We start from the raw sequence: 20,267 nt of genomic DNA, 5'->3' as shown, positions 1-20,267 counted from the left end.
GGTTATTTAGAGTAAGCTGAAAGTTTTTTAGAATTGCTTTTAAACTGAAAAAGCTGCTTTTTCATATCGTCACGATGTGATGTATAAACTATAGAAATTTCTATAAGTCTCTTATTTAGCAGAGTAAATGATTGCTCTTCAGCAGCTAAATCCTCTTTAGTTAGACTTCTTAGTAGCTGGTCTATTTCATTAAGGTAATCTTGAGCTTCAATTTGATTAGAGTTTTTAAGCGCAACCTCCATCGCATCAAGCAACTCAGCTAATTTATCCGTATTAGCCTGCATTAACAGTCGCCTGGCTTCCATTTGTACCTAAAACTTGGTGACGAACATCCACTGGAATTGCATCCCATGCAGATTTTATTTCTTTTAGTAAGTTTGAAACTTCATCTACAATATTGACGTCATTCTTTACACTTGCATCAATTAAACGTTCGTTCATGTATGAATATAGGGCATAAAGATTTTCAGTAACTTCTCCGCCGGCATTAAAATCCAAACAATCTCTTAATGCTGAAATTATTGCTGAGGCTTTAGATAAATGCTCACTCTTTGCCTCAAAATTTTTTTTGTCGATAGCCACTTTTGAAAGAACCATTTTTTCAATTGCACCAGACATTAGCATTTGGATTATTTCATAACGATCAGCCCCTGCAACACGCGTTTTTAAGGCTTCTTTTTGATAATTTTTTACTCTAGCATTGTACATAGTTCACCTGATTATATTGTTACCAACTTTGATTCATATACTAACTGTCTGAACGTGTAAATCCAGGCAGGCTAGCTAACTGAGCACTTAAATAACTTTGCGTAGATTGCATTTGCGCAAGCAGTACATCCAACCCCGCATACTGTTCTCGAAGTCTACCTTCCAAGGCCTCCATACGATATTCATGATTAGCCACATCATCTTCTAAATCATCAATCTGGGAATTTAAATTATTCTCGCGTTGTTTCATTATCCCATCAGAATTAACATAGTTATCTAATAAACTTTCCAGATTTTTAGCTATACCGTTATCACCAGCAAAAGCCTTGCCAATATTGTCATAATTTTCATCTATTGCGTCGTTTAGGCTGCGAACTAATGATGACTTCTCTAGGTAACCGTCTTTATCAATCCCTAAACCAATATCAAAAATACTAGTAAATGGTCCTGCGCCTGATAATGGTGTTGATAAACCATTAACTAGCTGAGAATCGAATGATCTTATCGTAGAATCACTATTTAAGGGCTTGCCGATCCGTGTTTGCAACCCTATCTGTCCAATTAGGTTGTTATAATTGGCGATAAACTCATCAACTAGCTCTGTTACACTTTCTCTATCAACATTAACTGAGAGTTTGGCTGTTTCCCCGTCAATACTTTGACGCTTAGCAGTGATAGTCATATCCTGAACAGCGTCTTTAAAGGTGTTTGTGTCGTTCGTTATGGTAATGCCATCAACTTTAATAATTGCATCTTTTGCAGTGTTTTCTGCTGCTATTCCAATGCCGCCTGCACCACCTGCATTTGCTACAGTAGATACGTTATCGAGTTCAGCATTATCGTTTGTTATGACAAGATCGTTCCCGGTACCAGTGACAGTTGAAGTCAAAACTAGTTTAGCTTCCGAACCCGTATTAATAATATTCGCTGTGACACCAAAATTACTATCAGAACTATTTATTGCATCGCGTAAATCTGAAAGAGTAGCACCGGTATCCAAAGTCAAATCAAAAGATTTATCAGGGCCTGCTGAAAAGGATAATGTACCGCCTGAAGCACTCACAACATCTTCATTAGTAGCAAATAAACCATCTTCAGATAAAGCTCTACTCCCTTGGGCAATTGCAACCACTTCTATCTTGAAGTCACCTGGAGAAATATCTGACGTTGGAGTTACAGAAATCAGATCTCCATCATCGCTTGCTGGTTGAGTTATATTGGCAATTCTTTTGTTGAAGTTATCTGGGTCTGCTAATTTTTCAATTGTATCTTGAAGTTTAGACATTGCCGATTTGACTTCACCTATTGCTGATAATTCAACCTGAAGCGCCTCATCCTTCGCTGCAAAGGCATTCATTTTAGGTACATTTTCAGCATCAACTGACGCCGAAATAATACTTTCCAAATCAAGACCTGAACCAATACCCGCAGATGTAATAAGAGGCATAATATAATCCTAAATAGCTGAAACGGCTTAAACTGTTTTATTAAACAGTAAACCTTTATTAGTTAGTTTATCGGCAAATTCATCTAAAGCTTTAGCTATTTCCCTAAACTCTTCGGTAGGAATTTCTCTAATTACTTCATCGTTGCTTTTATCAAGCACTTTAATGATAGGTAGATCTCCACCATCATCAAACTCAAATTTTAAGTTAGTTGATGTTACTGGGATGTACTCATTTAGCTTCTCTAGATTGTCTTTAACTTCGACAAACAATTCTTTATCTTCTTTATCTTCTTTACCTTCTTGCTCTTTAAGGTTTTGAGCATTCTTCAAATCAACAGCTTCTCTTGCTGTTAAAGCTGTACCCTTTTCAAGCTTTTCTTCTTTTACCGCATCTTTAGCAATAGATGTATTTACAACACTGAGCCCATCTATCGTTTTTTGTGAAGAATTTAAATCAATCATCTCGGCTACCCTCGAAACATATATTAAGACTATAAGCCACATTTGGACTATTTGCTTAGTCTAAAGTGGCTCATAGTTCAAATCAATTAGCCTAAAAGCGATAACGCTGCTTGTGGACGCTGATTTGCTTGGCTTAAGATTGTTTGGCTAGCCTGTTGTAAGATCTGCATCTTAGTTAAGTTAGCTGTTTCTTGTGCGAAATCCGTATCTTGGATACGTGATTTTGCAGCCGATAAGTTTTCTGAGATATTTGACTGATTTCGGATAGTTGATTGGAAACGGTTTTGAACAGCACCTAACTCCGCACGTTTTTTATCAACTACTGCAATCATTGCATCCATACCTGCTAAAACCGCTTGCGCATTACCTTGAGAAGAAACACTAATACCTGTTTCGGTAAATTGAGCTGCAAAATTATATGAAGTAGCTGCAGCGGTACCACCAGCCTCACTTACACCCGCTAAGTTCGCAGACAATGCTTTACCTGACACAGCAGATGCAACACTTGCAATACCCGACAAAGTAAAACCTCCGTCCGCAGTTATAGTATTAGTAGTCGCACCTACAGTTTGCATACTAAAACCTATAGTTTGAACAGCATCCGCGCCAACTTGAAAATTAGCTGAAAACGTACCATCTAGTAAATTCTGACCGCCGAATGTCGTATCTTCTGCAACACGGTTAACTTCAGCTGACAAAGAACGGATCTCTTCTTGAAGTGCTAAGCGGTCTTCATCTGTGTTTGAACCGTTAGTAGCTTGCTGTGCAAGAGTACGAACACGCTGGAACATTGACGTTACTTCATCAAGTGCCCCTTCCGCTGTTTGTGCAAGTGAAATACCATCGTTTGCATTTCGGTTACCTTGGTTTAAACCGTTAACTTGTGATGATAAACGGTTTGAAATCTGCATACCTGCAGCATCGTCTTTTGCACTGTTGATACGCATACCTGACGATAAACGTTGAAATGATGTATCTAATGCGTTACTTGATTTGCTTAATTGTCTTTGTGCGTTCAAAGAACTCACATTACTATTTACGTATAAAGCCATGATAGCCTCCGCTTCAAAGTTCGATAGACAATAACGGGATACCCCTACCCTGTTATTATCCGTGATTTAGAGTCCTGGATTTTTAGTCCTCTAAATCATATATCGTCCATTGAAGCGAAAGCTTTAGCTTTATTTGTATTTAATTTCTACTAGCTGTGATCTTATTAACCCTGAAGTAAACTAAGTGCTGCTTGTGGGCGCTGGTTAGCCTGCCCTAAAATAGTTTGACTTGCTTGTTGTAAAATCTGATTTTTAGTCAAGTTAGCCGTTTCCATGGCAAAATCAGCATCTTTAATGCGCGATTTAGCAGCAGATAAATTTTCAGAAATATTAGCTTGATTACGAATTGTTGATTGAAAACGATTCTGTACCGCACCTAATTCAGCACGCTTTTTATCAACTACAGCAATCATAGCATCCATACCGGCTAAAACCGCTTGCGCATTTCCTTGAGAAGAAACGCTAATCCCAGTTTCAGTAAATTGAGCTGCAAAATTGTATGTAGTTGCTGCTGCTGTTCCACCAGCTTCACTAACCCCTGCAAGGTTAGCTGATAATGCCCTGCCTGATACCGCAGATGCAACACCTGCAACACCTGATAGAGTAAAACCGCCATTAGCTGATAATGAATTTGCTGTTCCGCCAACATTTTGCATACTAAAACCTATAGCCTGTACAGCATCAGCGCCAATTTGAAAGTTTGCAGAATAGGTTCCATCAAGTAAGTTTTGACCACCAAAAGTAGTATCCGTAGCAATACGATTTACTTCTGCCGATAATTGACGAATTTCTTCTTGGATTGCTAAGCGATCTTCATCAGTATTAGAGCCATTTGCCGATTGTTGTGCAAGCGTTCGAATACGTTGGAAAGTAGAGGTAATTTCATCCATTGCACCTTCAGCAGTTTGCGCTAAAGAAATACCATCGTTCGCATTTCGGTTACCTTGATTGAGGCCCAGTATTTGCGATTGTAAGCGGTCTGAAATCTGCAAACCTGCGGCATCATCTGCTGCGCTGTTTATACGAAGACCTGACGATAAGCGCTTAAATGACGTGTCTAAGTCACCGCCGCTTCTATCAAGCTGTCTTTGTGCATTAAGCGCACTTACATTGGTATTTACATATAAAGCCATAATAAACTCTCTTCTTATCTGTCAAAGTTAGGTCACTATCTCATTCAAAGAAAGTGGGTATTTGACAAAGTGACTAGATATGTAGGCGGTATATTCTGCCTAGGGGCAACTATCTGCCACTTTGTAAGTTAATAATAAACTTACAAAGATAAAAGCAAGCATTAGGCCAACTTTATTTTAAAGACTATTAAAGACTGGAAATCCGTTATACGGTGTGTTTTGATTTAAAATTGGGCAGTTAAAGGTAGTAGTAGTATAATTGAGAAATAAGGCCCGCTAAGGGCCTTATGATTTGATAAGTTTGAGAGTGGGTGACTAACACAAAATAATGGCATAGTTTGTGCTAATACATATATGTTCTACAAATGTTAGAACAACTTGGATTAAGGCCTCCGCTGGCAAAATCCTATAGCGCCTTTGTTAATACCCCATTAAGCAAAGGCGCTTTCATTTCTTCTTCGCCAATAAATTGACTAATCTAATTGTAAAGCTTTATTAACCTAGTAGGCTAAGTGCAGCCTGTGGACGCTGGTTAGCTTGTCCCAAAATTGTTTGACTTGCTTGTTGTAAAATCTGCATCTTAGTTAAATTTGCAGTCTCTGATGCGAAATCGGTATCTTGAATACGTGAACGTGCCGCAGATAGGTTTTCAGCTATATTTGACTGGTTACGAATTGTTGATTGAAAACGATTTTGAACAGCACCTAATTCAGCACGTTTTTTATCAACTACTGCGATCATTGCATCCATACCTGCTAAAACCGCTTGCGCATTACCTTGAGAAGAAACACTAATACCTGTTTCGGTAAATTGAGCTGCAAAATTATATGTAGTTGCTGCAGCGGTACCACCAGCCTCACTCACACCCACTAAGTTAGCTGATAATGCTTTACCTGACACTGCTGATGCAACACTTGCAATACCCGATAGAGTAAAACCTCCATCCGCAGTTATAGTATTAGTAGTAGCACCTACAGTTTGCATACTGAAGCCGATTGTTTGAACAGCATCCGCACCAACTTGAAAGTTAGCTGAGTAAGTTCCATCTAATAAGTTTCGTCCGCCAAATGTGGTATCTTCAGCCACACGGTTAACTTCAGCTGATAAAGAACGAATTTCTTCTTGAATTGCTAGACGATCCTCATCTGTATTTGAACCGTTAGTAGCTTGCTGTGCAAGAGTACGAACACGCTGGAACATTGATGTTACTTCATCAAGTGCACCCTCAGCTGTTTGAGCCAGAGAGATACCGTCATTCGCGTTACGGTTACCTTGATTTAGACCATTTACTTGTGATGTAAGACGGTCAGAAATTTGTAGACCAGCCGCATCATCTTTTGCGCTATTGATACGCATACCAGATGATAAACGTTGGAATGATGTATCAAGTGCATTACCTGAATTGTTTAATTGTCTCTGCGCATTTAACGCGCTAACATTTGTATTTACATATAAAGCCATGATGTCTCTCCTAAAGTAAACTTATCATTTACTCTCAAACTTACTAGATTAAGCAGTGGTTGTAATTTCAACGCTGTGCTTGGTTAATTAAGTTATCGGTCTAGAAAAAAAATCCTTTAGCTTTTTTTTAAAAAAATCAAATTTATTTTCTAACTTATTGAATTTAATTAATTAAAATAAAAACAATTTAAAGTCATCGCTAAATAAAAACATCATTGTAAATGTTTTTAAAGTGCTTTTATTGGTGAGGTAAGTAATTTATTTAAAAGAAGTATTTATTCAAAGCGAAGAGTTTTACAGAGTAAGGCAAAGTATTGCCTTACTCTGAGTTTAATTATAAGTAATCAAACAACGAAAGGTTTGCTAAACGGCCAAAGGTTGCCTGTGATGCCTGAAGTGCTGTTTCTTGTTTGGTTAACTCAGTTATTGCTTCTGTTATATCTATATCAACCAAGTCAGATCGTGCTGATTTGTTATTAATATCTAAATCTGTATTTGATTGCAGTACTTTTTCTGCTGTATTGATTCGTCCACCCAGTCCAGCTTGGGTTAGAGACACATTATTTTTTGCATTCGTAATTTGAACAAGCGAGTCAGCAATGACTTGCTCATATTCTTCTTCTGTTAACGCAGGGTTAGTCAGGCCAGCTATTAGCTCACTCATAGAGTTAAGCACATTTTCTTTTTTAGGCGCTTCAAGCGTAATATCAATTTGGCCTGTCGCAACTGGCGTAACACTTATCTCCATACCTGCAAACTTAATAACAGAGTCGTTGATGTTACCGGTTGCTAGTATTGTCCCTGCTTGCTCTATTTGATAAGTATTAGGTGATCCCGCCGTTGTGATCACGTTTAGTGTATTAGCACCTGCGGCAGCCGCCGGATCTGGGTTATAGTTCTGTTTATGGAACGTATCAAATTGACCTTGTTCCGTTACATACACCTTAGAACTTGTAATACCGCCTGATACAACTCCATCGTTAGAAACAACATCTAAACGCGCATCCACTTTTTCAAAGGCATCAAACCCATTATCACTTGATTTAATATCAACCCCTTCAGCTATCTTAATCATATGCTGACCTTGGTCGCCACCATACACATATAAGCCGGTGGATGAATCGAGCGAGTAAGTCTGTGTATTATCCTGATAACCAGAAAAAATATATTTCCCGTCTTCCGTTTTAGAGTTCATTAAATCAAGTACTGTACTTTGAAGCGCTTTAATTTCTTCGGCAAGCCCTTCTCTGTCAGCAGCGCTATATGCACCGTTACCTGACTGAATGGTTAAAGTATGCGCTCTCTCTAATGCGCCTTTTATGTTTTCAAGTGCACCTTCTTCTATATTCAAGCGGCTATTAAGCATGGTTATATTTTTACTGTACTGCTCATTACTCTGTATTCGATCGGTATATTGAAGTGCGCGGGAAGCCGCTGCAGGATCATCCGATGCCGTTAACACACGCTTTTGAGTATTAACTTGCTCTTGAGCCTTACTAACATTTTGTTGATTGTTCAAAATTGAATTTAAACTACTTTGGTACATCAAATTGTTTGATAAGCGCATAATTACCTCGCAGCACTTAATATAGTGTCAAAAACAGTACGAGCAGTTGCAAGTACCTGTGCAGAAGCCGCATAAGACTGTTGAAAACGTAATAAATTGGCAGCCTCTTCATCAAGGTTTACGCCAGAAAGCGATTCATACCAGGCTTCAGATTGCTGAGCAAGCGCTTCAAATGCTTCCCCATTCGTTTTTGCTTGGTTAGTTACCACACCTATATCGCTTACCAATCCTGCATAAGCTTGGTTAAATGTTTTGTGGTTGTCTGAATTTGTACCGCTAACAACATTTTGACGCACTAATTCACCTTGCTGTAACCCCGCTAACTTTTGACCATTACGGTTATCATCAAAGCCACCTTGGTTAAACTCAAGTGTGAATGTATCGCCAGTTTCAGGGCTGCCTTCAATATCAAAGTCAAAACCATATAGTTCAAAGCCATTACCTGCCTGTTGTAACATGTCTTTTGCTGGCAAAGTTGCTGTAAAAGTACTGGTATTTACACCATCACTTATTGTGTATTCATTTAGATTAGCGGTTTTAACAACACTAATAGGGCCATTTGTAAGACCTGCCGGTGACGTTGTAAAGCTACCAGTAGTAACATCATTTACCTCACCAACCGTAATGGTGGCATTTCCTATGTTGTTAATGTCGTTTGCTGTTCTTATTGGTGCTGCAAGCGCTAAATCTTCACCACGAGTGGTTGCTAAAGACATATTTGCCGCCGACTCAGAGTTAAGCTTTATTTGAAACTGATCACCTGCATTAGCAGCGCCAGCAACATTAATTTCTAAACCAAACGATTCGCCACTAGTAATTGTTGATGAATCAATGACGCCAGCGGTTATATTTGCTGTCGATGCTGTGCCTAGCGGCTCACCTTTATTATCTACTGGCTGAATTTCAACCGTTGAAGCACTGGTATAAGTAATTATAAAGTCACTTGCAGGCAATTCACTGCCCTTACCAGCTTCAAGGGTTGCAGTCATACTTGAACTACCCGTATTAGCGGTATAAGCATAGCCACCAACCGTAGGAATATTAAAAATATTACCCCCTAGCTCTCCGTTAGCGTCCATACCCAGCTTGTTTTGTTCATTAAAAGAATCGGCTATTGCTAAGCCCATTTGGCCAATTTGATTTTGAGCAGGGACTAGCACATCGTCTCTAAATGCCAGTAATCCACCAATTTTTCCCTTTAATTTAGATACATCAACTTCAAGCGGCACTGCCTTGCCCCCATTTACATCTAACCTAAGTTCTTTAAAGTTTGGATCAGGATCGCCACGCATAGAAAACAAATTAAACGAGCCATTTTGCATTACAACCGCTTCACCGGTGCCCATAAATACAAGTTTTTCACCATTTGGGCCATCCAGTGTTTCTATATCAATAAGTTCTGATAAATCACGGATTGCCTTATCGCGTTCATTATAAGTAGAACTTGCATCAGCCTGGTTATTAGTGCCGTTAACAGCAGCAATATCTTGATTTAATGTACCAATTTTTTGAATTAAGCCATTTGCCTCTTCTGTAAATACGTCTAGCTGTTCATTTACAATATTTTTCTGATCGAAAACAATGCCTGAGAGTCTGTCCATTTGATTCACTAAGTTTTCAGCATCCGTCATTACCAGCGAGCGAGCAACGGTAGACGAAGGCTGATTTAACGACTCCTGAACATTATTAAACAATGAATTTATACTAGTAGATAAACTATTAGAATCTTCTGAAAACAAACTATCAACGCGGTTTGACTCTGTAACAAATTGATCAAAAAACGTTTTATTAGAAGTGTCTCTGTTGAGTTGCTCTTGGGCAAACTGGTTTAACAAGCGATAGGTTTCTCCTTTTCCTACCTGGTTATCGACCATAGTTGTATGCTCTGTGCGCTCTCGCACATAGCCTTCGGTATTTACATTCGCTATATTTTTACTTGTCGTTTGCAGTAGTTCCGAATTTGCTCTAACCCCAGAACTGGCAATGTTTAATAAGTTAAACGACATTTACTTTACTCCTTGGCGAATAACACTGGCTGCAACATCTTTTAATTGAGCACTGTTAAGCACTTTTTTTATTTTACTAGCGTAATTAGGATCCGTTGCATAGCCGGCTTTTTGTAATGAATCTAAAAACTCGCTTGGCTTAGCTGTATTTTGTAATGCTTCTTGGTAGCGTGGGTTTTGGGTTAAAAAATCAACAAAGTCGTTTACGCTCTCTTTTATTGAGTCATAAGCTCTAAAGCTTGCTTGTTTTTTAACAGGCGTTCCTTGTTCAAACTCTAGGGTTACTTTACTCGCTTTTTCGCCATCCCAGCTTTTATCTGATTTGATATTGAATAAGTTATTTGAACTGTTACCGTCGCTTTTATTAATAATGTGCTTACCCCAACCTGTTTCAAGTGCGGCTTGTGCAACCATAACAGCAGGGTTTAAGCCAATTTTTTGTGCTGCTGTTTTAGCGTGTTCCCATACTGTAGTTACAAATTCTTCAGTACTTTCGAATGGCGCTGAAGGAGCTTCAGGCACTTTAGAATCGGTTTTATCGTTTTGAACATTAACAGCAGCTTTTTCTTCATTTTGGGTATGAGGAAGCGAAGAGCCCGCACGCATATCACTTAAAAAGTCATTGGTGGTTCTCAAAACAGAACCCGGCATAAAAGTTTTGCCGTCTGGCGATAACTGCTGAACAATTAAATCAGCAAGGCCTAAAGACCCATTTGATGAAAGCTCAGTAGATAACTGTTGATCATGCATGTCTTCAAAAAACTTAACGCTACTTGAGTTAAGTGGACTTTCTTTATCTTCAAACGCTTCGTTAGCTTTACGCATACTTTTAAGTAGCATTTGGGTAAAAATAGCTTCAAATTGCGCAGCTGCTTTTTTAAGAGCGGCTTTAGATGCATCGGTCGATGCATCACCACCGCTTAAGGCTTCTTTACGAAGTGAATCTAAATTGCCTAAATCAAAAAAGTTTTGTTTGTCTAGATGATTAGTTTCCATCAGCTTTTTGACACAATAATGAATAATACAAATTAAAATGCAAAAATTAAGCCAGATTGGAAATATGAATGAGGGAGTAAACGGGAAGCTTTAGCAAAGTTTTTAGCAAAGGCTTTGCTAAAGCTTAATAAATATTAAATAACAACAAGTTGGCCGTTTATTGCTCCGGCTTCTTTAAGGGCCTCTAAAATAGCCATTAAATCGCCAGGCGCTGCGCCGACCTCATTTATAGCACGAACTAAATCGTCTAAACTAACACCCGGGTTAAACACAAACGCACGCGAGTCGTCTTCATTTACATCTATAATTGATTGCTGCGTTACAACGGTTTCGCCCTCAGCTAATGCATTAGGTTGAGCCACATTTTGTTGCTCTGAAATGGTTACAGTTAACCCGCCATGTGTTATTGCTGCAGGCTGTAACTTAACATTTTTACCAATCACAATGGTGCCTGTACGCGAGTTAACGATAATTTTTGCAGACATATCTGCAGGTTTAAATTCAAGATTTTCAAGCGTTGATAAATAAGACACACGTTGAGAAGCATCTCTAGGGGCAATCACACGAACAGACACAGAATCAATTGCTTTTGCACTATTAGGCCCGACTAAATCGTTAATTGTTTTTTCAAGGCGCTTTGCCGTTGTAAAATCAGGGCGGTTTAAGTTAAACGTAATAAAATCGCCTTGCATAAACGGACTTTTAACTTCACGCTCTACTGTTGCGCCATTTGGAATACGGCCAACTGTTGGGGTATTAATAACAACCCGACTGCCGTCAGCGCCTTGGGCACCTAAGCCCCCCACTATCAAGCTACCTTGAGCTACGGCATATACATTGCCATCAGCCCCTTTTAAAAACGTTTGTAATAACGTGCCACCGCGCAAACTACCCGCACTACCAATAGATGAAACGGTTATATCAATTGTTTGTCCTGGCTTTCTAAATGCGGGTAATTCAGCATGTACAGCAACGGCAGCAACGTTTTTAATTTTAGGGCTTAAATTTGCAGGTAGCGAAATACCAAAATTGCTTAACATGCCTTTAAAACTTTGCTGAGTGAAGCGGCTCTGCTCACCCGTGCCAGGCAAACCTACTACTAAGCCATAACCTACCAACTGGTTCGATCTAACCCCTTCGACCATAGAAATATCTTTAATACGCTCAGCATGTGCCGAAAATTGGCAACCTATTAGCGTGATTAAACAAATTAATTTTAATACATTCATAATGAATGCCCTCTAAAAAGGAAAAATCGAGCTGCTGAAAAAGCGTGTTAACCAACCTGCACTTTGAGCTTCTTGTGTTTGCCCTTTGCCAGAGTACTGAATACGCGCATTGGCTATTCGGTTTGACTCAACCGTATTATCAGAACTCACATCTTGCGGGCGTACTAAACCTTCCAAACGAATAAATTCTTCGCCAGTGTTTAATGTTAACCACTTTTCGCCACGAATAACTAAGTTACCATTAGGTAAAACACGCATAACATTAACCGAAATATTGCCAAACAAGCTGTTTGATTGATTTGATTTAGAATCCCCCGTAAAAGAGGCGTCACTACCAATACCAAACTGAATACTATCGCCACCTATATTCACAGGGAGGCCACCAAGTCCTATGACTGGGTCTAGGCTTGCATCAGATTGCTTATCGGTTTCGGTTTTAGCTGCTTTAGTTGCTTGAGTAGACTCTTGTAAATTTACAGTAATAATGTCGCCAGTACGCAGTGCTTTTCTATCTGCGTATAAGTCGTTTGACACATTAGTATTAAATAATGAACCCGTTGCAACTACGGGTTCCATACTTGGTTCAGGATACATTGGCGCATAATAGGGGTCATCTTGAACAACATCACTATTTTGTGTTGAAACACAGCCACTTAAAAATAATGTACCTACCGCAAATAACATATAATGACGCATAACTCCCCCTATACCTTATAATTGCTGATTGATGTAACTCATCATCTCGTCAACAGCCGAGATGACTTTTGAGTTCATTTCGTAAATACGCTGCGTTTCAATCAGGTTAACCAACTCTTCAGTTACATTTACGTTTGATGTTTCAAGTGAGCCCTGAATAATTGTGCCTAAGCCTTCAACACCCGGGTTACCTTGAACCGGCGCGCCACTTACTGCCGTTTCGGTATAAAGGTTTTGCCCTACAGGCTCAAGACCCGATGGATTAATAAAATCACTAATTGTAAGCTGGCCAATCACAACATTATCAGCTTGACCTGAAATACGAACAGATACCTCACCATCTTGTGAAATAGTAATTGATTGAGCATCATCGGGAACATTCATTTCTGGTTGCACTACATAACCAGAACCAGACGTTACAATTCGGCCATCGCCATCGGTAGTAAACTGCCCATTACGCGAATAAGCAATATTGCCATCGGGTTGTAATACTTCAAAAAAGCCAGGCCCTGAGATCATCCAATCCAATGAATTTTCAGTGGTTAGCATATTACCCTGAGAAAAGTTTTTTTGGTTAGCCACTACTTTTGCACCAGCACCTAACATTAAACCAGAGGGCATTTCAGTGTCTTGCGACGATCGCCCACCTGGCTGGTTAATATTTTGATAAAGTAAATCTTCAAAAATAGCGCGGCTTTTTTTATAACCTACCGTACTGGCATTCGCTAAATTGTTTGATATAACCGAAATATCGGTTTGCTGAGCGTCTAGCCCCGTTTTACTGATCCACAATGCTGGATTCATAATCGTGTCCTCATTTAAAGTTAAACTATGCGCATCAGCTGATCTTGTGATCTATCCAGATCTTCAGCTGTTTTCATCAGTTTTACTTGTAACTCAAATTGACGTTGATGGCTGATCATATCGACCATTTCGTGAACTGGGTTCACATTAGACATTTCTAAGGTTCCGCTTAATACTTTGACATTGGCAGAAGTATCAACAAGCTCTCCTGCCTTAGGCCTAAATAAACCATCATTCCCTTTTTCTAGTTGAAAGCTATTAGCTTCAACCACCTTTAAGCGGTCAACTTCTTCTAAAAACGTAGCAGGCGCCCCCTGCGGGCGAACTTGAATTGCGCCGTCTTCACTAAATTCAATTTTTTCAATCGGTACTGGTAAAATGACAGGCCCGCCTTCGCCAATTACTTGACGACCATGGCTGGTCATTAACATACCTTCAGCGGTAATATTTAATGTACCCACCTTGGTGTAAGCTTCATTGCCTGAGGCATCTTGGACGCTTAACCATGCGTTATCACTCATTGCAATGTCGAGGTCTCTACCTGTTTCAACTATGCCACCAGAGGTCATATTAGAACCTGGGCGCTCTTGCATAGAAAACACACGTGATGGCAACCCTTCACCAAAAGCCTGCATAGAGCGAGCTTGTGCAAAGTCTGACTTAAATCCAGTAGTATTCGCATTCGCCAAATTATTGGCTTTGAGGGCTAGCCCCTGTAGGCTTTGTTTAGCGCCTGAGGCCGCAATGTAGACCATTTTGTCCATAGCATCGACTCGTTTCAAAAATCTCTATACACAGGAAATGCAAAATAGATGCCACAATAGGAAACGATGTGAAATGGTTATAAAACAAACTAAATGAAGTAAAAGTAAAAAGGGCCACTTTAAAAAGCAGCCCTTAAAATGGTGTTAAGTATTAAATTAACGAATCTGTAAAATTGCCTGTTGCAGTGTTGAGTTAACCTCAAGCGCACGAGAGTTAGCCTGGAAGTTACGCTGAGCACTAATTAGGTCAACCAACTCATTCGTTAAGTTCACATTAGATTGCTCTAGTGCTGATGAATTTATTGAACCTAATGTACCTGAACCAGGTTCACCCGCAATTGGCTCACCTGACGTTAAGCTTTTTTTCCACGAGGTATCACCAACTTGAGATAAGCCCTGTGAATTAGAAAAACGAACCATCGCTACCTGACCTAAGAAAGATGTGTCGCCATTACTGTATGAAGCCACTATTTTTCCGTCGGTACCAATATCAATACCCGCTAAACGACCAACCGTAGCGCCATCTTGGTCTAGCGCTTTAACTTCAAATCGACTTGCGTACTGAGTAGGCTGCTTATTTGTAGTTGCAGCCTCATCTCGCCAATTAAGCTCCACGCCCGTATCAGGAAATGACGCGCCGTTGGTCAGTAACGAAGATAAACCAGTCCCAGCACCCGCAGGTAAAACTAACTCATCGAAACTGCTTGGGTTTGCATTAGCAACCCCATTTGTTGTTTCAGGTAAACCGCTTGAGCTAAAACCTAGGGTAGTTAAAGGTGTATATGGCGCAGTAGTTTGCTCAGCGCCCGTTGCTGGATCAACAACTAAACCATCGAGCGTTGCATGTATATCCCACTCATTAGGGTTTGTCGTCGGATCATTTTTTACAAAAAAGTATTGTAAAACATGTGCCTCACCCAGTGAATCGTAAACAGTGGTTGAAGTTGATGAATTATACGAAGCACTTTCTGTTGGATCAAATGGCAGCGAAGGCGCATCTGCACGTGAATCTAAGTTAAATGAACTGTATACCGTTGCCGTTGCACGAGGTGACCCAGACGAATCAGGGATTTGAAGTGCCGACGAAGTACTCAAACTGACTGAGGTAGTATCTCCGGTAGCTTCATCAACAGGGAAACCTTGTAAGAAGTTACCTTTGGCATCTACGATAAAGTTATCTTTATCTAATTTAAAAGCCCCAGCTCGCGTATATGTAAAGTCTTGCGCGCCCAAGTCTTGGCTCATTGCAAAATAACCCTCGCCTGTAATCGCTAAATCAAGTGAGTTATTAGTAAATTGCAGCGAACCTTGGTGAAATTGCTGAGCAACCATAGTGGTTTGAACACCGTCACCATTTTTAGTTCTACCTGAACTAAACACTGAAGAAGCATATACATCTGCAAACTCAGCGCGAGACTCTTTAAAGCCGGTTGTATTAACGTTCGCAATATTATTTGCGGTAACGTCTAAATCTTTTTGTGCGGCAGCTATGCCTGTTAATGCAATATTGAAGCTCATAATTGACCTCTAACCTATTAAATACAGCCTGCAAACAGGCGAAATATTATCAAACTCTATTACGCGATCTCTGCGACATCAGTCAGCCTAACCGCACCTTCTTTAGTGTTAATAATGATGCCATTGGCACCGTTTATATTTACACTTTCAATATTCTTGAACGTAGCAATGGGTAAGCTTGAAAACTCACCATTTGTACTGCCTTCAGCTACAATATTGTATTCACCCTCAGGCAACCGCTCACCGGCTTCGTTTTTACCATCCCAAGCAAAGCGTATTGCACCAGCAGACTGTGAACCTAAATCAATACTGCGAACTAATTGACCTGACCCATCAGTAATACGAAGCGTTAAGCTATCTACTGGGCTTTCTGCAACGACTGAACCTTTCGCTTCACCCGTTGCATTTAAATCTAAGGAATCCGACTCAAGTAATGCTTGCTTACCAACCAATGTTGATGCCTGCAAAGCAGAGTTAGATGTCATCGAAGCTGCTAGCGACTCAAAATTACTATTGAGATTTGAGATACCTTCAGCCATCGTGAAATTGGTCATTTGTGCAATCATTTGATCGTTATCAGCAGGTTTACTCGGATCCTGAAACGATAATTGCTGAGTTAACAACGAGAAGAAATCTTCTTGAGTTAACGCATCGCTTTGCTCTTCGGTTGTCGTTGGTGTTGTATCCTGCCAACGCAAAGAATCTAAATAGGATGAAGATGTACTAATATCGTTACTCATAACCTACCCTCGGTTAACGCTGACCTAGCAGCAGAGTTTTACTTAACATTTGCTTAGCTGCATCAGCAACTTGCACGTTTGTTTCATAAGAGCGAGAGGCAGAAATCATGTTCGCCATCTCCTCTACAACATTAACGTTGGGTTTGTAGATATAACCATTTTCATCCGCACTCGGGTGATTAGGGTTGTATTCAATCTGCAGTGGTGCACTGCTTTCAACAATGCCCAGCACTTTAACACCAACAGAAGAGCCCTGATTATTACTTACCGACTCAGAAGCTTTGGTAAGCTCTGCAGCAAATACAGGTTGTCGCGCTCGGTACGTTTTGTCTTGAGAAGAGCTAATTGTATTAGCATTCGAAATATTACTCGCAGTGGTATTCAAACGAACATTCTGTGCGCTCATACCAGAACCAGCAATATCAAAAACGTTATATAAACTCATAATTATTATCCTTGACTACCGAGGGCTTTATTCAGGCCTTTAAATTTGCCGCTTAAAAATTGTAAGCTAGCCTGATACTCCATAGCATTCTGTGTATACAAGTTCCGTTCCACCTGTACATCCACTGAGTTACCATCACCTGTATCTGTTTGATTTGGCGTACGAAATAATTCATCACCACCCACACTACGGGTACCACCACCAATGTGTTTTTCATTAGTAGTTACCATTGTATTGCCGCTTTGCTGGTGTGATTTTGCCGCTTTTAATGCTGAGGCAAAGTTAATATCTTTTGCTTTGTAGCCCGGCGTATCAGCATTAGCAATATTACTTGCTAGCACTTCTGCTCGTTGTGAACGGATCAACATAGTATGCTGATGCACACCTAAAGCTTTATCAAAACTGATAGCCATAACCATCTCCAAAAAATTGACTTAACTTGAATAAAGCAATAAATAAGCCATTTATAATTGAGTGATTATATTTTTTGTAATCGAATGATTTAAAATGAAAAACGACACATAATGTGTCGTTTTGAAGGAAAGAAAAAAGGTTTATTTCTTTTGGTAAATAATGCCAGGGTTGCATCTAACCATATCAAATTCGTCACTCAACCCGGCCATTGACTCCGAAGCCCCTAAAAATAAATAACCTTTAGGATTAAGCGCTTGTGCAAATTGTTTAATAATTTTTGCTTTTACCTCTGGAGAGAAGTAAATAAGTACATTGCGGCAAAAAATAATATCGAATTTACCCATTAATGCATACGAATCTAGTAAATTTAAATGCCTAAAGCTCACTTGTCTTTTCAAAGTGTCGTTAACTTTTGCCATACCATTGCCGCTGTCTGTAAAAAACTTTTTTCGACGTTCTGCAGACAACCCGCGCGCCAAGGCTAACGCGTCATACTCGCCATTTTTACACATGTCTAGCATAGTGTTAGAAATATCAGTACCAATGATCTGAGCACCCATTTTTAAAACGTTAGGCTGCTTAGATTGAAACTCAGCAACCGACATAGCAATAGAATAAGGCTCTTGACCAGACGAACTAGCTGCAGACCAAATTTTTACAGGCCGCCTCAAATCTTTAAACTCAGGAAACAATCTGTTTTGAAGTAGCTCAAAGGGGTATTGGTCTCTGAACCACAAGGTCTCGTTTGTAGTCATCGCATCAACAACAGCCGCGCGCAATTGCCTCTCATGCGGCCCGAGTGTTTTGCTAACAAGTTCAGATAACGACCCTACATCAAAACGAGCCATAAGGGGCGCAAGTCTACTTTTTACCAAGTATTGCTTGTTTTCACCAAGAACAATACCGCATTGCTGTTCTAAAAACGAACGGAACTGATCGTATTCATTTTGCTGCAAGTCTTTATTATTCAAATTAGTAGCACCTGTTTTGATTATTCACAATGAACCCACTTTTTAACCGCCGTGGCTAATTCATCAGGGTTAAATTTGGCAATAAAATCGTCAGCCCCAACCTTTTCAATCATTGCTTGGTTAAATACACCACTCAGTGATGTATGCAAAATGACATGCAAAGGGGCAAGTTTAGGGTCTGCTTTTATTTCTGCAGTTAGTGTATAGCCATCCATTTCAGGCATTTCAACATCAGATATAAGCAAAGCAACACGTTCTGTAATATCTGTTTGACAATCAAGCTTCGCAATTTCTTTTAATCTTACGAGTGCTTCTTTGCCATTTTTAGCCAACTCAGTTTGTACACCCAGCGGCTCAAGTGCTCGTTTTACCTGATTTCGCGCAACCGCACTGTCATCAGCTATAAATACAATTCGTTCACCTAAATCTTTTTGAATGTCACCACTTTCAGCAACTTCAGAACTTACTTCTGTGTTAACAGGGCAAATTTCATTTAATATTTTTTCAACATCTAAAATTTCTACTAGCTCGTTTTCTATTTCAGTAACGGCGGTTAAATATGAATAACGTCCGGCACCAGAAGGTGGTGGCATTATTTTTTCCCAGTTCATATTAACTATACGTTCAACACCACCGACCAAAAAACCTTGCACTGAGCGATTATATTCAGCAATTATGATAAAGCTGTCTTTGATGTTATCGATTGGACGTCCACCTACCGCCATAGATAAATCTATGACAGAAATAGTTTGTCCACGAATATGAGCTACACCACGAATATAAGAATTCGATTTTGGCATACTAGTAAGCGGAGGACATTGAAGGACTTCTCTTACCTTAAATACATTGATCCCAAAACGCTGGCGCCCTCTGAGTTTAAATAATAGTAATTCTAGGCGGTTCTGGCCAACCAACTGAGTACGCTGGTTTACTGAGTCTAAAATGCCTGCCATTAAAATCTCCTTTAGAAAACAAATAATACGGAACGATAATTGCTTCCTACATATACAAAGCTACACAACATCGTGGGAGCGTCTTAATTTTGACGCAAAATATTTATACCCTGTTTGAAACCATAAGCATAGTCGAAACATTATGAGTTTGTTAAAAAAAATCAAAAGATACAGTGTTTTTTATTTTGTTACTAGCCTAGGAATGGCATTCCCTGTATCTGCACAAGTATTTAGTAAAGCATCACTACAAGAAATGGCTGTAAAATACATTGCTGAGCAAATTGGCGAACACGATAGTGAGCAAATACACCTCAGTGCATTGCCATTAGACAGCCGTATACCTGATCGTGCTTGTTCAACGACACCTGATATTATTTCATCAAGTGAACCACCGTTTAACAGACAAATTACAATACAAGTAAAATGCGACGATCCACAAAGCTGGGCACAATACGTACATATAAAGGTGCTAAAAATGGCACCTGTTGTTGTAACAACTGATAATATTGCGCGCGGTGAAGTAATAACCAGCGCTCACCTAACCGTTGAAATGAAACCGACACACTTTGTAAGAGTGCAATATCAAGACGATCCTAAAGCACTTATTGGCAGTCGAAGTAAACGCAACATTCGCGAAGGTATGCCAATATTGCTCAATCAAATATGTATGGTATGCAAAGGTGATGCTATTAATATTTATGCAAGCACAAAAGGCTTACAGATAAAAACGACCGGTGTTGCGCTTGAAGATGGCACTCTGGGCGAACAAATACTTGTAGAGAACAAAAAAACAGGTAAAGTTTTAAATGCGCGTGTAGATGGTGTAGAGTCTGTACAAGTAAATATTTAATTGAAAATAATATTAAAGTTTACTAAAGATATGCCGATATACTGGTATTAG

The 20,267-nt window shown here is 39.6% G+C and carries 21 protein-coding genes; 1 reads left to right on the top strand and 20 read right to left on the bottom strand.

Translation table 11 applies throughout. From position 1 onward, the window contains the following. Window positions 1-2 precede the first annotated feature (2 nt). The 20 genes from RF53_RS02845 to RF53_RS02750 all read right to left on the bottom strand — a co-directional run bounded on the left by RF53_RS02845 (window position 3) and on the right by RF53_RS02750 (window position 19,366). Window positions 3-284 carry a hypothetical protein gene (locus tag RF53_RS02845; protein ID WP_039036572.1) on the bottom strand — a complete coding sequence of 94 codons (282 nt, stop codon included), beginning with the start codon at window positions 282-284 and terminating at the stop codon, window positions 3-5. Continuing rightward, window positions 274-708 carry a flagellar export chaperone FliS gene (gene fliS, locus RF53_RS02840; RefSeq protein WP_039036571.1) on the bottom strand — a complete coding sequence of 145 codons (435 nt, stop codon included), beginning with the start codon at window positions 706-708 and terminating at the stop codon, window positions 274-276. Before fliS ends, RF53_RS02845 begins: the two co-directional genes overlap by 11 nt. A gap of 40 nt (window positions 709-748) precedes the next feature. Continuing rightward, window positions 749-2,155, bottom strand: a complete 1,407-nt coding sequence (fliD, locus tag RF53_RS02835; RefSeq protein WP_039036570.1) for a flagellar filament capping protein FliD — start codon at window positions 2,153-2,155, stop codon at window positions 749-751. Between the two features lie 27 nt (window positions 2,156-2,182). Next, entirely contained in the window at window positions 2,183-2,617 is a 435-nt protein-coding gene (locus RF53_RS02830) for a flagellar protein FlaG (RefSeq protein ID WP_039036569.1), read from the bottom strand. Between the two features lie 86 nt (window positions 2,618-2,703). Further along, window positions 2,704-3,669 carry a flagellin N-terminal helical domain-containing protein gene (locus RF53_RS02825; RefSeq protein WP_039036568.1) on the bottom strand — a complete coding sequence of 322 codons (966 nt, stop codon included), beginning with the start codon at window positions 3,667-3,669 and terminating at the stop codon, window positions 2,704-2,706. 164 nt (window positions 3,670-3,833) lie between these two features. Continuing rightward, on the bottom strand, window positions 3,834-4,802 hold the full coding sequence (locus RF53_RS02820) for a flagellin N-terminal helical domain-containing protein (RefSeq protein ID WP_039036567.1): 969 nt from the start codon (window positions 4,800-4,802) through the stop codon (window positions 3,834-3,836). A gap of 495 nt (window positions 4,803-5,297) precedes the next feature. After that, window positions 5,298-6,263, bottom strand: a complete 966-nt coding sequence (locus tag RF53_RS02815; protein WP_039036566.1) for a flagellin N-terminal helical domain-containing protein — start codon at window positions 6,261-6,263, stop codon at window positions 5,298-5,300. Window positions 6,264-6,597: 334 nt separating this feature from the next. Further along, window positions 6,598-7,830: a flagellar hook-associated protein FlgL gene (flgL, locus tag RF53_RS02810; protein WP_039036565.1), complete on the bottom strand. Its 1,233-nt coding sequence runs from the start codon at window positions 7,828-7,830 to the stop codon at window positions 6,598-6,600. Window positions 7,831-7,832: 2 nt separating this feature from the next. Next, window positions 7,833-9,836: a flagellar hook-associated protein FlgK gene (gene flgK / locus RF53_RS02805; protein ID WP_039036564.1), complete on the bottom strand. Its 2,004-nt coding sequence runs from the start codon at window positions 9,834-9,836 to the stop codon at window positions 7,833-7,835. Beyond that, window positions 9,837-10,832 (bottom strand): flagellar assembly peptidoglycan hydrolase FlgJ, encoded by a 996-nt coding sequence (gene flgJ, locus RF53_RS02800; RefSeq protein WP_010555887.1) that lies wholly within the window; start codon window positions 10,830-10,832, stop codon window positions 9,837-9,839. It lies immediately after the preceding gene. A gap of 134 nt (window positions 10,833-10,966) precedes the next feature. After that, window positions 10,967-12,061 carry a flagellar basal body P-ring protein FlgI gene (locus RF53_RS02795; protein ID WP_006792705.1) on the bottom strand — a complete coding sequence of 365 codons (1,095 nt, stop codon included), beginning with the start codon at window positions 12,059-12,061 and terminating at the stop codon, window positions 10,967-10,969. Window positions 12,062-12,073: 12 nt separating this feature from the next. Next, window positions 12,074-12,757, bottom strand: coding sequence for a flagellar basal body L-ring protein FlgH (gene flgH, locus RF53_RS02790; RefSeq protein WP_006792704.1), 684 nt, complete (start codon window positions 12,755-12,757; stop codon window positions 12,074-12,076). Window positions 12,758-12,772: 15 nt separating this feature from the next. Next, window positions 12,773-13,561: a flagellar basal-body rod protein FlgG gene (gene flgG / locus RF53_RS02785; RefSeq protein WP_006792703.1), complete on the bottom strand. Its 789-nt coding sequence runs from the start codon at window positions 13,559-13,561 to the stop codon at window positions 12,773-12,775. Window positions 13,562-13,581: 20 nt separating this feature from the next. Beyond that, window positions 13,582-14,325 carry a flagellar basal body rod protein FlgF gene (locus tag RF53_RS02780; RefSeq protein ID WP_039036563.1) on the bottom strand — a complete coding sequence of 248 codons (744 nt, stop codon included), beginning with the start codon at window positions 14,323-14,325 and terminating at the stop codon, window positions 13,582-13,584. A gap of 156 nt (window positions 14,326-14,481) precedes the next feature. After that, the gene (flgE, locus tag RF53_RS02775) at window positions 14,482-15,843 is read right to left on the bottom strand and encodes a flagellar hook protein FlgE (RefSeq protein WP_039036562.1); all 1,362 of its coding nucleotides are present in this window, start codon (window positions 15,841-15,843) and stop codon (window positions 14,482-14,484) included. Window positions 15,844-15,902: 59 nt separating this feature from the next. After that, entirely contained in the window at window positions 15,903-16,583 is a 681-nt protein-coding gene (locus RF53_RS02770; RefSeq protein ID WP_039036561.1) for a flagellar hook assembly protein FlgD, read from the bottom strand. Between the two features lie 13 nt (window positions 16,584-16,596). Then, complete coding sequence (gene flgC / locus RF53_RS02765) at window positions 16,597-17,028, bottom strand: flagellar basal body rod protein FlgC (protein ID WP_006792699.1); 432 nt, start codon at window positions 17,026-17,028, stop codon at window positions 16,597-16,599. A gap of 5 nt (window positions 17,029-17,033) precedes the next feature. Next, window positions 17,034-17,441: a flagellar basal body rod protein FlgB gene (gene flgB, locus RF53_RS02760; protein ID WP_006792698.1), complete on the bottom strand. Its 408-nt coding sequence runs from the start codon at window positions 17,439-17,441 to the stop codon at window positions 17,034-17,036. A gap of 141 nt (window positions 17,442-17,582) precedes the next feature. Next, window positions 17,583-18,413, bottom strand: a complete 831-nt coding sequence (locus RF53_RS02755; RefSeq protein WP_006792697.1) for a CheR family methyltransferase — start codon at window positions 18,411-18,413, stop codon at window positions 17,583-17,585. Window positions 18,414-18,433: 20 nt separating this feature from the next. Next, window positions 18,434-19,366 carry a chemotaxis protein CheV gene (locus tag RF53_RS02750; RefSeq protein ID WP_006792696.1) on the bottom strand — a complete coding sequence of 311 codons (933 nt, stop codon included), beginning with the start codon at window positions 19,364-19,366 and terminating at the stop codon, window positions 18,434-18,436. A 142-nt stretch (window positions 19,367-19,508) separates the two neighbouring features. Between RF53_RS02750 and flgA the strand changes: the two genes are divergently transcribed. Next, complete coding sequence (flgA, locus tag RF53_RS02745) at window positions 19,509-20,216, top strand: flagellar basal body P-ring formation chaperone FlgA (RefSeq protein WP_039036560.1); 708 nt, start codon at window positions 19,509-19,511, stop codon at window positions 20,214-20,216. Window positions 20,217-20,267 lie beyond the last annotated feature (51 nt).

Origin of the sequence: Pseudoalteromonas sp. ECSMB14103, assembly GCF_000813065.1 — a bacterium.
Classification (GTDB): Bacteria; Pseudomonadota; Gammaproteobacteria; order Enterobacterales; family Alteromonadaceae; genus Pseudoalteromonas; species Pseudoalteromonas marina.
Note: the sequence above shows the minus strand (reverse complement) of the source record. Positions and strands in the feature narration are given on the sequence as shown.

What these genes read in the sequence shown, in the direction of transcription:
- RF53_RS02845 (WP_039036572.1), bottom strand. Translation starts at nt 284, where the DNA reads ATGCAGGCTAATACGGATAAATTAGCTGAGTTGCTTGATGCGATGGAG.
- fliS (WP_039036571.1), bottom strand. Translation starts at nt 708, where the DNA reads ATGTACAATGCTAGAGTAAAAAATTATCAAAAAGAAGCCTTAAAAACG.
- fliD (WP_039036570.1), bottom strand. Translation starts at nt 2,155, where the DNA reads ATGCCTCTTATTACATCTGCGGGTATTGGTTCAGGTCTTGATTTGGAA.
- RF53_RS02830 (WP_039036569.1), bottom strand. Translation starts at nt 2,617, where the DNA reads ATGATTGATTTAAATTCTTCACAAAAAACGATAGATGGGCTCAGTGTT.
- RF53_RS02825 (WP_039036568.1), bottom strand. Translation starts at nt 3,669, where the DNA reads ATGGCTTTATACGTAAATAGTAATGTGAGTTCTTTGAACGCACAAAGA.
- RF53_RS02820 (WP_039036567.1), bottom strand. Translation starts at nt 4,802, where the DNA reads ATGGCTTTATATGTAAATACCAATGTAAGTGCGCTTAATGCACAAAGA.
- RF53_RS02815 (WP_039036566.1), bottom strand. Translation starts at nt 6,263, where the DNA reads ATGGCTTTATATGTAAATACAAATGTTAGCGCGTTAAATGCGCAGAGA.
- flgL (WP_039036565.1), bottom strand. Translation starts at nt 7,830, where the DNA reads ATGCGCTTATCAAACAATTTGATGTACCAAAGTAGTTTAAATTCAATT.
- flgK (WP_039036564.1), bottom strand. Translation starts at nt 9,836, where the DNA reads ATGTCGTTTAACTTATTAAACATTGCCAGTTCTGGGGTTAGAGCAAAT.
- flgJ (WP_010555887.1), bottom strand. Translation starts at nt 10,832, where the DNA reads ATGGAAACTAATCATCTAGACAAACAAAACTTTTTTGATTTAGGCAAT.
- RF53_RS02795 (WP_006792705.1), bottom strand. Translation starts at nt 12,061, where the DNA reads ATGAATGTATTAAAATTAATTTGTTTAATCACGCTAATAGGTTGCCAA.
- flgH (WP_006792704.1), bottom strand. Translation starts at nt 12,757, where the DNA reads ATGCGTCATTATATGTTATTTGCGGTAGGTACATTATTTTTAAGTGGC.
- flgG (WP_006792703.1), bottom strand. Translation starts at nt 13,561, where the DNA reads ATGAATCCAGCATTGTGGATCAGTAAAACGGGGCTAGACGCTCAGCAA.
- RF53_RS02780 (WP_039036563.1), bottom strand. Translation starts at nt 14,325, where the DNA reads ATGGACAAAATGGTCTACATTGCGGCCTCAGGCGCTAAACAAAGCCTA.
- flgE (WP_039036562.1), bottom strand. Translation starts at nt 15,843, where the DNA reads ATGAGCTTCAATATTGCATTAACAGGCATAGCTGCCGCACAAAAAGAT.
- RF53_RS02770 (WP_039036561.1), bottom strand. Translation starts at nt 16,583, where the DNA reads ATGAGTAACGATATTAGTACATCTTCATCCTATTTAGATTCTTTGCGT.
- flgC (WP_006792699.1), bottom strand. Translation starts at nt 17,028, where the DNA reads ATGAGTTTATATAACGTTTTTGATATTGCTGGTTCTGGTATGAGCGCA.
- flgB (WP_006792698.1), bottom strand. Translation starts at nt 17,441, where the DNA reads ATGGCTATCAGTTTTGATAAAGCTTTAGGTGTGCATCAGCATACTATG.
- RF53_RS02750 (WP_006792696.1), bottom strand. Translation starts at nt 19,366, where the DNA reads ATGGCAGGCATTTTAGACTCAGTAAACCAGCGTACTCAGTTGGTTGGC.
- flgA (WP_039036560.1), top strand. Translation starts at nt 19,509, where the DNA reads ATGAGTTTGTTAAAAAAAATCAAAAGATACAGTGTTTTTTATTTTGTT.